Genomic DNA, 11,891 nt, shown 5'->3' with positions numbered 1-11,891 from the left:
CCCCCTCAGCGCCGAGTAGGCGCGCATAGATCATTGATGATGACGCCGGACCCGAACGTGGCCGTCCCCAGGTTCGCCGGGGTCAGCTGCACCCAGAGCCGTTCGCGACGCAGCCATGACATGGACAGGTCGAACTGTTCAGTCTCGGGAAGGTCATTGTCTGCTGTTGGTATCGGGGTCAAGGAGACCTGCCATCTCCGCGAACACACGGACCGCATCCACCCGAGTGCGGCTATCCACCCGCGGCAACGCGTAGAAGCGGTGCCCATTGGCCTGGTCACCGCAGGACACCCACCAGAGGCCCTTCGCCACAACCGCGGTTCGTCCGACCGGGAAGCGCGTCAAGTCCCGCACTTGAGCGAACGTTGCCCAGAACTTCGCCCCGTCCTCCAAACTGAGCACTCGCAGATCCGCCAGTTTCAATCCCGCGCGAGGCCGAGGCCAAACCCGTACTGCGTCTCCTGTTTCTTCATCGGGGTGGATCACGAGAGCATCCGGCTGCCACACCACCTGCAATACCAGAGTGAACCCGTCTACAGCGTGACGGGCAGCAAGGCCCAAGGTGCTGGGGACACCGGCGTTGCCGCCAACAGTCACAAGCGGCACCCGTGGCGCTGCGACAACAGGCTCCGTGAGCGATTGATCGGCAGTGGCGGCAATCCAGGCATGGCAGCCACGGGGGACGTTGCCAGCGAAGAGGTCGGCGTAGACCGCCTCGGGCAGGTGCGCGCGCTGGGAGTCCACCGGCTCCGTCAGCCGCTCGAACCCGCTCATCTCCCAGACTGCCTGCGGATGGTGCATGAGCAGCAGCGTCTTCACGATCCAGCGCCCGAACTCACATGCATCCTCCGAGGTCAGAGGTGGGGCGGAGGCGAGCGGGACAGCGGCGTAGGCAGTGGTTCCGTTGGGCTGGTGCGTTGAGGTGATCCCGAGGAACTGCTTGGCGGCCTTCTGGCCGCGCTCTTCGAAATGCTTGCTGAGGACGCTGTTGTGGTGTGCACAGCACGGCAGCTTGATGTACAAGGGCTGGTCAGTTTCGGCTTCGGCTCCGCCGCTGGTCGACGCTGCGATGTACGTGCCTGATGCCCAGACCGCCTTGGTCAACGCCCGGACGAGAGCATTCGGAATGACGTGCTCGCCACGTCGAGTACTGAGGTTCTCGCACCCAGGTGCGGCGCAGCGTTCTTCCGTCAGAGCCATGCGTTCATGATCGCAGTCACCTCGTGCTTCGCAACGTCCTACGTTCGGCCCGCAGGCCTTCGTTACCTGTCTCGGCAGCGAACGGCTTCCAGTGGGAGATGTTGCGTCCTTTAGCAAATCCCGGCGCCGGCCACCGTCTGGGGGAGGCCGGCGCCCTTTCTGGCCGTTAGAGTGCACCCATGCACGAGGCAGAGACTCCTCCCTGGATCATCCACTCCGAACGGGTCGTCGACGACACGCGCCGTGCCGTCCTGTCGATCGCCGAGGTCGAGCTGCCGGACGGGACACGGTTCGAACAGTGGGTGCACCGCTCCCCTGCCGCAGCAATGGCGGCGCTCGTGGTCGACGATGCGGTGCTCATGCTGCATCGGCACCGGTTTGTCATCGACCGGTGGATCTTCGAACTGCCGGGCGGGTACTGCGAACCGGGTGAAACGCTCATCGACTGCGCGGCGAGGGAAGCGGAGGAGGAGACCGGCTGGCGGCCAGTCCGCCTCGAGCTGCTGGCGTCGTTTCAGCCGTGGGTGGCGACCGCTGACGCCGAGCAGCACGTGTTCGTGTCCTACGGGGCCGAGCAGATCACCGTCGACGTTGACGTCAACGAGGCTGCGACCTTGCACTGGGTGCCGCTGAAGGGCATTCCGTCGCTGATCGCTTCGGGAGCGGTGACGGGGTCGGCGTCCATGGTCGGCCTGCAGGCGGTCTTGCTGCAGCGAGCCGCTGGACAGCAGCAGCCGGAGCGCACCGCATGAGCTGGACTGACCTGGTCCATGAGACCGCCGGGCTCCTCGCCGTCTTCCAAGGCCAGACGCCCAGTCTCGAAGGGGTGACGATTCACCATGTCGGCGTGAACGCGGACGGCTGGGAAGTCCGCGTCCGCTTCGACCTGAGCGGCTTCCCTGCGGGCCCTCCGGCAAAGTGGGTCGCACGTGGGAGCAACACAGCCCAGCTCGATATCGGCCTGGGCAACCTCTCGCACCTCGCCATCACCGGCTTCCTTGGACCAGTCGATACCGGTCGGATCACGATCGGCGGCGATCGCATCAATAAGGTCGAACTCACCGTCACCGCTGGTGACTTCCGCGTCGAGGCTATCGGCGAGGTCGCGATGGTTCGAAGCCTCTCTGCTTATCTACGGGGTACGAGCTGCTTCGATTAAGGCATGAACCCCTGACTCGCGATCGAGTCAAGCGCGCGCAGGTCGCGACTTGCACCCGGCAGGGCGATTGCGGCGTCAAACGCTTGCGTCGACAAGGAAGCGGTTGGGTGCCGGATGCCTTGTAGCGCTGGTAGCTGGTAGCTGGTGAGACTCGGTCATGCAAATCGTATCGGGCAGGGCGTGGATGCTGAAGGCGGCGGCGTCGAGTTTCAGTGCTGGTTCACCGGCCAGACCGCGGCCGGGTCGCAGTGGGCCGGGCAAGCCAGCAGGTAGACCTCGTTGCCGAGAAACAGGTTATAGGTATCGCCGATGCTGTAGGGCTGCTCCGGGCTGCCCGGGTACACCTCAAACTCCCAGTTCTCCGGCACCTGGCACAGGTACACCAGCTCGGCACCGCACGCGCACCGGTAGCACTCGGGGTCCTGCGCCCAGGACGGCACTCCGCCAATTTTGCAACCCTGCGCGCCAAGCCCGTACGCGTCCGGCTCATCCGCGAACGGCTCCAGCTTCAGCGGAAGGGCGCGAATCCTCGGATCGGGATCCGGTGCCGGCAGCGCTGCTTCGCGCTGGAGCAGCACCCTCGCGAACGAACCCGGGTAGGGGCCCTGGGGCGCCTCCCAGTACTCGCCTGCGAGCTGGCCCTCCACCAATGGAGGGAACACGGCGTCGTTGTGCGCACGGCAGTGAAAGACCGCGAGGTGGTCGCCGCTGAACGGACCCATCCCCTGAGGGACATCAAGTTGGAAGAACAGCGCCATGCGCTCGCCGCAGAAGCACTCGGGCCACGCCTGGCCTTCCGCGAGGAACGGCCAGCCGCCTACCGAGTCCCGCCCTGGCCCGGTCAAGGCCTCGGCGCCGACCTCGATCGCGTAGGCCGGCATTGCGGCATGCTTGACCTGCGTCTCGGGTTCGCTCTCAAGGTTCACTTCACTGCCCTCCTGCTCGGTTGACGCCCATCATGCCGCCGACCTCCGACAACGGCGACGTCGCTGAGGGCCAAGTGCCAACCGGTCCGGTCGCTACGCTGACGCGGCCATCGCCGCAGCGGTCTCGAACGCCCGCACCCAGGGAAACACGGCGACATGCGCCGCGCCTTCGCGGGGCCGGTGCTCGGGCACGTCCAGGACGCGCACGCCCTCGGCCGCGAGCGATGCGACCGCGCGGTGGTAGGGTGCCCGCCCGGTGAGTGCCGTGTTCGCGAACGGGACGACGACGAGGGGCACGCCGAGGCCGATGCATTCGGACGCTATAGCGAGGGCATACGTGTCGGCGATCCCGGCCGCGAGTTTGCCGATGGTGTTCGCGGTAGCCGGGGCGATCACTACTACGTCCGCTGCAGGCCGATCCCGGCGGGGTGTTCCCGGCTCCCGATGCGACGTGATCACCGGGTGGCTGGTGGCGGTCTCAAGTCGTTCACGGTCGATGAAACGTGCACCGGCGTCGGTGGCGATCACATGGCAGTCCCATCCCCGGACGCGGGCGTGGTCGACGAACTCGTAGGCTCGCGTGGCCGGGCCAGCGCCGCAGACGATGAGATAGACAGTGCTCAACGCGATGTCACTCCGATCGGATTGCATCGTCCGTGCCGGTGCGGTCCACGGCCGCTCACGGCTGTCCCCCTCGTACGGGACGCACCGCGAGCGTGCACCACGCTCACCGGAAGTCTCGCGGGAGCCACGCGAGCGGAACGACGTACGTCTGGTTAAGGTGCTCATATTCGCCTCTGACCGTTGCATAGATCAGCCCGACAACGCGTCCGGATCCAGGTTCGACCGCTGGCCCACCACCGAATCCACTCGGCAGCAGGGGGCCAGTCAAGATGATCTTGCCATCATTCGTCGTGCCATCTGCGGCGAGACTCAAGGTGTTCAGGTGCCCTTCATCGCTGCCCTGTCGGACCCATCCCATCGCCCTGATCGTCTCCCCACGGTCAACCGCACGGGCGAGGGCGCTGGCGCGCCAGGCCCAATCTTGCTCCGCGATGATGACCGCCAAGTTGCTGCTCGTATCGTGGTAGACGACGTAACCTGCAATGATGTTGCCACTTGTTCGGATCTTCACCTGCTGATCAGGGTCGACCACGTAGGCCGCAGTCACCCACCGGCGCCGTCCCAGATGCACTGCCGATCCGGCCCCGTGGGCGCCGTTCAACGCTCCTGTCGCGTTCTCGACAGCTGCAATGCGGACGGGTACCAGCAGCTCCATGCGAAGCGCACGGGCACCGCCAAGGACTGCGGCCACTGCGGCACCGATCGATACCCACAGAGCAAGGTCAAACAGTGCGGCCACGGCACCGAGCGTTCCGGCGAGTATCACGATGGTGCCAGTCCACCGTCGCGTCATTCGGCGGACGGCCAGGCCGACAAGGGCTTTCGATGCCACCGTGTCTCCTCTGCAAGCGGCGCTCACGGCCCGCGCCAATGACGTAGGTGAACCACACCTGCGGTTGACGCTCGGTCGCTACCGCTTGATGAGTTTCGGTTCCAGTGTGCCCCAGTGCTCTCGCCGATGAGCACGGCAGGTCTGGTGCGGTGCCTACTCTCGGTGCAGAATCAGTGCATGCGCATGCTTGTGTTGGGTGGCACCAGGTTCCTCGGTCGGGCTGTCGTGGCGTCGGCCCTGGCACGCGGGTGGCAGGCCACGGTGTTCAACCGGGGCCGTTCGGGCTCACTTGCCGGAGGCGTCACCGAGGTCCACGGCGACCGCCGCAAGATCGAAAATCTCGAGCAGCTCGCCAGCCGTGGCCCCTGGGACATCGTGGTTGACGTACCCGGCGTGATCCCCGCCGAGGTCCGCGACGCTGCCCGTGTGCTCGCCCCGCATGCGGGGCGGTACGTGTTCGTCTCCTCGGTGTCGGCCTACCGGGACTGGCCCGCGCACCCGGTCGACGAAGGCTCACCGCGGCACGACGGTGACCCGGACCTGGACGTGGATACGTGGGATTGGGGTGCGGGCGTCTACGGGCCTTACAAGGCCGGGGCCGAGGTTGCCGTCGAGCGCGAAGCCGGCGGCCAGCGCCTCATCGTCCGGCCGGGGGTGATTCTCGGCCCCTGGGAGTACTCGGGGCGTCTGACCTGGTGGCTTGAGCGCATCAGTCGCGGCGGCCGCTTCATCGCCCCCGGTCACCCTGCGCAGGCCATCCAGCCCGTTGACGTTCGCGATGTCGCCCGGTTCGTCATCGACCAAGCTGCGGCCGGTGGCACGGGCGTGTACAACCTTGCGGCGCCGATCGGCCGCGACACGTTCGCTGGCCTCCTGGCCGCCTGTATAGCGGCCACCGGTGCGAACGCAACACCAGTGTGGACTGATGATGCGACACTGGAGGCAGCGGGTTTGTGGGAGTGGACGCAGCCACCACTGTGGCGACGTGCGGCCGGGACCTGGCGCGTCGACGCCACACGAGCGTTCGCCGCGAGGTTCGTGCCACGACCGTTGCGCGCGACCGTCGCCGACACGTGGGCGTGGATGCGCACCGGCCAGCGGCCGTTCAATGATCCTCGCGCGGCCCTGCACGGCATCCCCACCGATATTGAGGAGCGGCTGCTCGCTGCGGCAGCGAACGGTCGAGCATCATGAAACTGCGTCGGGTCACGGTGCCGCGACGTTGGGTCTGGGTTGGTGCCGTCGTGATGATCGGCACCGCCACCGTAACGGCGCTCGCTTCCGTCGCGCGCACACCGTGGGAGCAAATGCCGCTGCACGTGGTGACGGTGTGGCTGGGGCCAGTGCTGCCCTGGCTGCTGCAATGGGTGTGGTCCAGGCCGCGACGGTTGCGCCGGCGGCCCTCGGTCGTCAACACCGTCCCGGCAATTCCACACGTTGCCGCTACCTGGACGGTACGGCAGACACCAAAGGACCTGGTGGTGCCAGCGGTGGGCACGTTGTTGTGCCTGCTGTTGTGCGTGGACTTGTGGGCGCCGCCGTTCACACCGATCACTGACGTCGTGCAGCGCACCATCGGCGTCATGTGGTCCTCCGGTTCGGCGCCGTTGCCGCCGCCGCTGTCGGGACCTCGCATGTTGGGGGTCAGCACGGCCGCCAGTGCCCTCCTCCAGTTGGGGTACGAAATCTGGAAGTACGCTCGCAGGTCACATGATGCCGCGCTGCGAGTGGACGAGACAGGTTTCACGCTGTCGGCTGCGGGCGCCACGGTGTCACTGCCGTGGGGTGCGGTCGCAGCGTTCACGATCGTGCGTGACTGCCTGGTGATCGACTCGTTGGCGTTGCGAGGCACCGCGTTCAAAGCAGTGAACGATGCGGCGGCGTACACGACGGGATACCTGGTCGGTGTTGAGCTGCATGCACCGCAGCGTCCCCGGCTGCTCCTGTGCCCGTTTGCAGCGGTCAGTAACGTGCAGCCGCTACTGGATCAGATCGAACGGTATTGGGGCCAGTCATTGCCCCGACCGGTCATTCCCGCACAGCGTTCCAGTGGTGCTGAGCTCGGCAGCACCGTCGCCGATCCGGAGACGGCCGGGGGTGAGCGCGTTTAGTAAAGTCGTCAAGGCGGTCCAGGTGTGGTGCGGCTGCAAGCGGCGATGACGTTCCTGGTAGTCGACGATGCAGCGCTGATGATGCCTCAGCACCGGTTCGTGATCGCCTGGTGGGTGTGGGAGCTACCCGGCGGGTCCACTGAGCCTGGTAACGATCTGGCGGTGTGCGCGGCACGCGAATGCGTGGAAGGGACGGGGGTGGCGTCGGACGGCGTCGACGCCGCTGGTGTCGTTTCGATCGTGGGTGGCGACCGCAGGCGCCTTCAATGCCTTGTTCGTCTCGTATGGAGCCGAACAGGTCAGCGAACGCGCGGCAGGCGTCGGCGCGGCCATGGGTGCCGCTTGACGAGGTGCCCGACGTGATCGCGGCGGCGCCCGATCGTCGCGTCAGCGTCGGTGTGCAGGCGGTCATTTTGGATCGGCGATAACCGGACGGCGGGCCATCGTGTGCGACGTCGTCATGCCGGAAGCGGTATGAACGGAGGGGCGAGCGGCCCCCAGCACACGTCAGCGCGGTCGAATCAGCAACCGGCTCCCTCGATGTCCACGGTGCGGTGGACGACTACTGCGGGTGCCTTCAGCGTTCGTGCAGACACGAGTGGTGTCAGGATCAGCATGGCGGCGTTGCAGAGCCGTCTGCGGTTGCGCAACGTTGATGTCGCCGCCTTACGTGCGTGACGCGCCAGGTGGCCAGAAGCGAATAACAGGGACACCGCGGGCCTTAGCGGCAGCGACGGCGTCGGCCGTGCCGCCGCGTTTCCATGACGGTGACGACTGCCCGTCCCACACCGCCCACAGGACCTCCACCGACTCAAGCATGCGATCGTTCGCTTGCTCATATGCTCCCATTGACGAGGCTGCGGCAACGTACTGGACCTCGACGGCAGCCGCTGCGAGCGCATCGAACACGTCCAGATGCGCAGGTGAGACGCGCGTGTCCCGGTAGTCCGGGGCTGGCAAGAGCACTTCAAGTCGTCCCCCAGCATCCAGGACTGCTTGGGCGAACACGGCGTCGGCACCTTCGGCCAGGCAGGACACACCGACGAGTGTCGCATTGTCGGTATGGGCGAGCGCTGCCGCGAAAGCGTCCTTGACGAGGTCGATCGTGGCCGGTGTCAAGTTCATGTGGCCCGTAATGCCGATGCGCACGTGGGGGTCCTCCTCAATGGTGCATAGTCTCACGCAGGGCCGCGACCGCGTCGATGCCGGCGAACCGGTCGGCGGCCCGGCCGATTCGCCACCAGTAGTCGTCCAGTCGCGCCGACTGCACGCTGCGGCCCGCGGTCCACGCGTCGCCAGCGTAGCGGGCCCCCTCGTCGGGGCGGTCGGCAGCGAACATGACCAGGGCCGTGTGTGCCAAGTTCAGTGCGGTGCCGCGCGAGGGCGCTTTCGTGCGTTCGGCGGTGCGTGCGGCGGCTGCGGCAGCGTTCGCGCGGTCGCCGGCGAGGTGCAGGCATTGGGCGATCCGGCCGTCAAACCATGCGGGGCCCACGTGTCCGATCCACGCGGGCGCACCGGGGGCATCGGCGCGGTCCATGTCGCGGGCGGCGGCGTTCATCGCTGCGGCCGCCGCGCGGGTGTCGCCGGCGAGCGCGTGGGCGTGGGCGAGCGCCATGCGGGCTTCACCGGCGAGCGCGCGGTCACCAGTGCCGGTCGCTGCCGCGATGGCCGCTTCGGCGTGCCGGGCCGCCCCGGTCGCGTCACCGCCGATCGCAGCCTGGTTCGAAGCGGCAATGACCGCTTCGCACGCGAGGAGCGGCATGGCGGCGGCTGCGGCAAGCGAGGTGGCTTCGTCGAAGTAGGTGCGGGCGCTCGCGTGATGCCCGGCGTCGAACGCCGACCATCCGGCAAGGAGCGCCAGTTCCGCGGCGGCAGCGGCCGCAGCAGTCCGTGCCGTCTCGGTTGCGGCATGGCGGACCGCTGGATGTGCGACGTTGGTGAAGTAGGCGACGATGGGGTGGTGGGCGTGTCCGCCGCCGTGCTGGTTGTCCAAGACCCGCAGGGACGCGGTCACGGCCGCGACAGCGGCACTCTGGTCGCCGTCCACGTCTGGGCCGCTCGCTTCAGTACCGGGCAGGAACACGCCCATGAGCGCGAGGCTGCGCAGGACCGAGCGGCGCCGTACCGCACTGCCGGCTGCCGCAGCAAGCTCCGCGAGCAGGCCGTTGGTGCCCAGTTCGGTTTCGATCGCGGCAAGGAGTTGCGGCGAGGGCCGCTTGTGGCCGTTCTCGATGTTCTTCACGTGGGACTCGGACGTGTGGCACGCCCGCGCGAACTCGATACGCGAGAACCGTCCTGCCTGTTCACGCAATGCTCGAACGGCACGGCCGACCGTCAAAGCGTGCTCGTCGACGACCACCGGACCTCCCTGCACGGAATCGAACGGAATCGCTTCGCCTGTGGCGTTCGGCCTTTCCAGGCGCTCACACTACAAGGACCGCTGCACGCCAACGCCAACGGCTCCGTTGACGTGCACGGCATGCACTATGGGCCGCCTGGCTGGTTGCACAACCTGGCGGCCCCGACCACGAGAGAGGAAGCCTCCAGTGGCTCACACCAGCGTAGAAGGCGACCCTGCGACAGGGCAAGACCTGACGCAGATTCCGGACCGGATGTGGTCCATTCACGAATGGGACGACGGCGGCATCAACTTCGAGTTGTACGTCGACCCGAACAACTATGACCCGGAACGTGACGACGGCCGCTTGCTCGCCATTGCCCGCGGCGGATGTGTGTGCGCGGCAACGATCAGCAACGCGAACACGTCGTTCACCATGTCGTGGACCGATGCACTTGATCAGCCGGAAGCGTTCTTGAAGACGCAGGAAACCAAGGCGGCAACTGCCTACCGGAACCGACCGCGATGAACAGCGTCGGCGACTTCACCAGCAGCAGCGACGCACTGCGGGCGGCCGCAGCAGGCCCGTTCGAAGCATGCCTCGTCGAATGCCACCCGGGGGCCTCCCGCACCGTCCGCTTGACACTGCATCCGAGTACACCAGGAGCAGCCGTGACCCGCCGGCACCGCCGCTGTGACCGCGGCACCGACGTTGCCGCGGCGCTCACGCACGCCGAGGGGCACGTGACCGGTTTCGCGTGGGAACGGTGGCACCGGAAGCATCACGAACCGTGGACGGGCGTCGCCGAAACGTGGGCCGCTGCGGTCCTGGCCGCAGACCAAGCCAAACCGGGCAAGCAGTCGCCGTGACAGTCCTGGGCACGTTCGCGTTCGACAACTGGGTGGTCGAGGTCGAGTCCATACCGACCCCGTGGGGGACGGTCCTGTACTGCCGCCGTATCGACCCTTCGCCTGCCATTCCCGTTGCCGAACGCCGACGGGGCGGGCTGCTCGTGACGTCCTGGGCGCATCTTGAGCGCGACCGGTTCGAGCAGGCCCTGCATCGTCTCCTGACCGTGCCCGCCGCACCGCACCGCGGCACTTGACGTTCCTCCTGGTGGGCCGCCGCCACCCGAGCCTCGACGGCGGCGGCCCACCCCCTTTGAACTTCTGCCAATACCGCAGGCAGAAGCGCCCGTATTCGGTATGTGCGCGGGTGAAGGCCCGGCGGTCCTGCCCACCAGGCCCCCGCCGGGCCACCACGGTCAACCGGGTCCGACACATGCGCCATGGCAGGTGTGCGGCCCGGGGTGCCGCTCCGCTTACTCTCGTGACATCGCCGCGGCGGCGAGCATGAGCAGCAGAACGAACATGGCGGTACCGATGGCGATGCCAGCGGCGATCATCACCGGCAACGCCAAACGTGAGGGCACGCCTCGTTTCCATGGTGCTGCGGCGAACAGCAGACTCCAGGCACCGATTACGGTCAACAGCAGCAAGAGCGCGACGTCGAGCATCGGCGCGAACCCGTTGAAAGCGGGGCGTAGGAACGCTTCAGCAGAGCCTGGGATGAGGAACCCGTAGATCCCCGTGGGCGCAAGCAGATACTCAAACACGGGTGTGGTCTCCCAAGTGGCGGTGAACCACGCGTTGAACGTCGGCTCGAGCACGGTCGCAGTCAGCAGCAGGGAGCCTGCAACGCCCGCACCGGCGGCAAAGTCCGCACATTTGCCGTGGGCAGCACCGGCTTTGACGGCAGCAGGGAACGGCAGGCACACGGTGCGGCCCATTTGCCCGAACGAGGCGGTGAGGGCACCGACGATAAGCAGAACGGTCAAGATCACGACAATGGCGCGGCCTATGAACCCGAAAACGGCGGCGAGCACGGGCGCGACCAAGGCGACGAGCCATTCGATACCGGCTACCAAGCCTGCCCAGGCGATAGCGATCGCATTGATGATGCCGTCGAGCCAGCCAGCGACCGCGGCGCCAGCCACGGCCGCGACAGCCAGGGCGACTACGAGCACGCGGACCCATTGGCGGTTGTGCGTGAGTGCCATGGCCAGCTGGTAACAACCCCAGATAGCGAAACCAACAACGAGGGCGGCACCGATCCAGAAAAATACGCGCGCGACCCAGGGCATGATCCACACGATGAAGTCCCAGACGTGCACGCTGATGCGCCAGGCCTGGTACAGCAGCCATCCGATCCAGGTCGCGATGGGAATGCCGATGAGCCCGACGAGACTGGCGAGCACGGTGATCTGCGCGGGCCGCCAAGTGCGGGCGCGCGCGGACCGGACCAGCGCGGCGAGCCACAACGTAGGCAGTGCGAACAGTGCGAGTTGGAGGCAGGTGCGGCCGGCATTGCTGAAGGACGCAACGGTGAAGGCCCGCGCCCAGTCTTGGGCGATGTCGCGGACAAACGCGAGACTGACAGCGAGGGCGTGGGGTCCGATGTCGATGCGGGCGAGCGCGGTGAAGAGGTTCGGGACGGACGCCATCGTGTAGACGATGCCGGCCAGGACGTAGACGGCGCCGATGAGGATGAGGATGCGGGCAGGTGGGCGCTGGTAGACGGGCCGGGCGGGGGCTGCGGGGGTGGACATGTGTTCCTCCAGGGAGGGCCTGGTGGCAAGGTCGGGCATGGGGTGAGTGGCACGCGGGCGGGTGCTTCTGCTGACGGTATAAGTTGGACTGT

The 11,891-nt window shown here is 67.0% G+C and carries 15 protein-coding genes; 8 read left to right on the top strand and 7 right to left on the bottom strand.

Annotated features, from left to right (window positions below):
- Positions 1-153: 153 nt before the first annotated feature.
- Entirely contained in the window at positions 154-1,200 is a 1,047-nt protein-coding gene (locus LO763_RS22145) for a hypothetical protein (RefSeq protein ID WP_230789020.1), read from the bottom strand.
- Positions 1,201-1,379: 179 nt separating this feature from the next.
- On the opposite strand from LO763_RS22145, the gene LO763_RS22140 reads away from it, so the two are divergent.
- Both LO763_RS22140 and LO763_RS22135 read left to right on the top strand, forming a co-directional pair.
- On the top strand, positions 1,380-1,952 hold the full coding sequence (locus LO763_RS22140; protein WP_230789018.1) for an NUDIX hydrolase: 573 nt from the start codon (positions 1,380-1,382) through the stop codon (positions 1,950-1,952).
- A complete protein-coding gene (locus tag LO763_RS22135) occupies positions 1,949-2,359 on the top strand; it encodes an Imm50 family immunity protein (RefSeq protein ID WP_230789016.1) in 411 nt (136 codons plus the stop codon). The genes LO763_RS22140 and LO763_RS22135 overlap by 4 nt, the downstream gene beginning before the upstream one ends.
- 209 nt (positions 2,360-2,568) lie before the next feature.
- Here the strand turns inward: LO763_RS22135 and LO763_RS22130 are convergent, their stop codons facing one another.
- The 3 genes from LO763_RS22130 to LO763_RS22120 all read right to left on the bottom strand — a co-directional run bounded on the left by LO763_RS22130 (position 2,569) and on the right by LO763_RS22120 (position 4,741).
- Positions 2,569-3,285 (bottom strand): YwqG family protein, encoded by a 717-nt coding sequence (locus LO763_RS22130; RefSeq protein WP_230789014.1) that lies wholly within the window; start codon positions 3,283-3,285, stop codon positions 2,569-2,571.
- A gap of 93 nt (positions 3,286-3,378) precedes the next feature.
- Positions 3,379-3,936 carry a flavoprotein gene (locus LO763_RS22125; protein ID WP_230789012.1) on the bottom strand — a complete coding sequence of 186 codons (558 nt, stop codon included), beginning with the start codon at positions 3,934-3,936 and terminating at the stop codon, positions 3,379-3,381.
- Positions 3,937-4,012: 76 nt separating this feature from the next.
- Positions 4,013-4,741, bottom strand: a complete 729-nt coding sequence (locus LO763_RS22120; RefSeq protein WP_230789010.1) for a S1 family serine peptidase — start codon at positions 4,739-4,741, stop codon at positions 4,013-4,015.
- A gap of 177 nt (positions 4,742-4,918) precedes the next feature.
- On the opposite strand from LO763_RS22120, the gene LO763_RS22115 reads away from it, so the two are divergent.
- The 3 genes from LO763_RS22115 to LO763_RS30070 are packed head-to-tail and all read left to right on the top strand — an operon-like array spanning position 4,919 to position 7,215.
- Positions 4,919-5,935, top strand: coding sequence for an NAD-dependent epimerase/dehydratase family protein (locus tag LO763_RS22115; protein ID WP_230789007.1), 1,017 nt, complete (start codon positions 4,919-4,921; stop codon positions 5,933-5,935).
- Positions 5,936-5,985: 50 nt separating this feature from the next.
- Complete coding sequence (locus tag LO763_RS22110; RefSeq protein WP_230789004.1) at positions 5,986-6,852, top strand: hypothetical protein; 867 nt, start codon at positions 5,986-5,988, stop codon at positions 6,850-6,852.
- Positions 6,853-6,897: 45 nt separating this feature from the next.
- Entirely contained in the window at positions 6,898-7,215 is a 318-nt protein-coding gene (locus LO763_RS30070; RefSeq protein ID WP_369432058.1) for an NUDIX hydrolase, read from the top strand.
- Between the two features lie 303 nt (positions 7,216-7,518).
- On the opposite strand, the gene LO763_RS22105 is transcribed toward LO763_RS30070, so the two are convergent.
- A complete protein-coding gene (locus tag LO763_RS22105; RefSeq protein ID WP_230789001.1) occupies positions 7,519-8,001 on the bottom strand; it encodes a hypothetical protein in 483 nt (160 codons plus the stop codon).
- A gap of 13 nt (positions 8,002-8,014) precedes the next feature.
- Positions 8,015-9,211 (bottom strand): helix-turn-helix domain-containing protein, encoded by a 1,197-nt coding sequence (locus LO763_RS22100; RefSeq protein WP_230788997.1) that lies wholly within the window; start codon positions 9,209-9,211, stop codon positions 8,015-8,017.
- 187 nt (positions 9,212-9,398) lie between these two features.
- Between LO763_RS22100 and LO763_RS22095 the strand changes: the two genes are divergently transcribed.
- From LO763_RS22095 to LO763_RS22085, 3 genes are all read left to right on the top strand, one after another.
- Positions 9,399-9,719, top strand: coding sequence for a hypothetical protein (locus tag LO763_RS22095; protein WP_230788995.1), 321 nt, complete (start codon positions 9,399-9,401; stop codon positions 9,717-9,719).
- A gap of 143 nt (positions 9,720-9,862) precedes the next feature.
- Positions 9,863-10,060, top strand: coding sequence for a hypothetical protein (locus LO763_RS22090; RefSeq protein WP_230788992.1), 198 nt, complete (start codon positions 9,863-9,865; stop codon positions 10,058-10,060).
- On the top strand, positions 10,057-10,296 hold the full coding sequence (locus tag LO763_RS22085) for a hypothetical protein (protein ID WP_230788990.1): 240 nt from the start codon (positions 10,057-10,059) through the stop codon (positions 10,294-10,296). The genes LO763_RS22090 and LO763_RS22085 overlap by 4 nt, the downstream gene beginning before the upstream one ends.
- 216 nt (positions 10,297-10,512) lie before the next feature.
- Here LO763_RS22085 and LO763_RS22080 read toward each other — a convergent pair whose 3' ends face one another.
- The gene (locus LO763_RS22080; RefSeq protein ID WP_230788987.1) at positions 10,513-11,799 is read right to left on the bottom strand and encodes an Asp23/Gls24 family envelope stress response protein; all 1,287 of its coding nucleotides are present in this window, start codon (positions 11,797-11,799) and stop codon (positions 10,513-10,515) included.
- Positions 11,800-11,891: the final 92 nt, after the last annotated feature.

This window comes from Glycomyces amatae, from assembly GCF_020991375.1.
GTDB lineage: Bacteria > Actinomycetota > Actinomycetes > Mycobacteriales > Micromonosporaceae > Glycomyces > Glycomyces amatae.
The sequence above is the reverse complement of the archived record's forward strand: the minus strand, read 5'-3'. Positions and strand labels throughout refer to the sequence as shown.

Excerpts from the sequence above, each read along its gene's own strand:
- LO763_RS22145 (WP_230789020.1), bottom strand. The coding sequence starts at position 1,200 with ATGGCTCTGACGGAAGAACGCTGCGCCGCACCTGGGTGCGAGAACCTC.
- LO763_RS22140 (WP_230789018.1), top strand. The coding sequence starts at position 1,380 with ATGCACGAGGCAGAGACTCCTCCCTGGATCATCCACTCCGAACGGGTC.
- LO763_RS22135 (WP_230789016.1), top strand. The coding sequence starts at position 1,949 with ATGAGCTGGACTGACCTGGTCCATGAGACCGCCGGGCTCCTCGCCGTC.
- LO763_RS22125 (WP_230789012.1), bottom strand. The coding sequence starts at position 3,936 with ATGCAATCCGATCGGAGTGACATCGCGTTGAGCACTGTCTATCTCATC.
- LO763_RS22115 (WP_230789007.1), top strand. The coding sequence starts at position 4,919 with ATGCGCATGCTTGTGTTGGGTGGCACCAGGTTCCTCGGTCGGGCTGTC.
- LO763_RS30070 (WP_369432058.1), top strand. The coding sequence starts at position 6,898 with ATGACGTTCCTGGTAGTCGACGATGCAGCGCTGATGATGCCTCAGCAC.
- LO763_RS22080 (WP_230788987.1), bottom strand. The coding sequence starts at position 11,799 with ATGTCCACCCCCGCAGCCCCCGCCCGGCCCGTCTACCAGCGCCCACCT.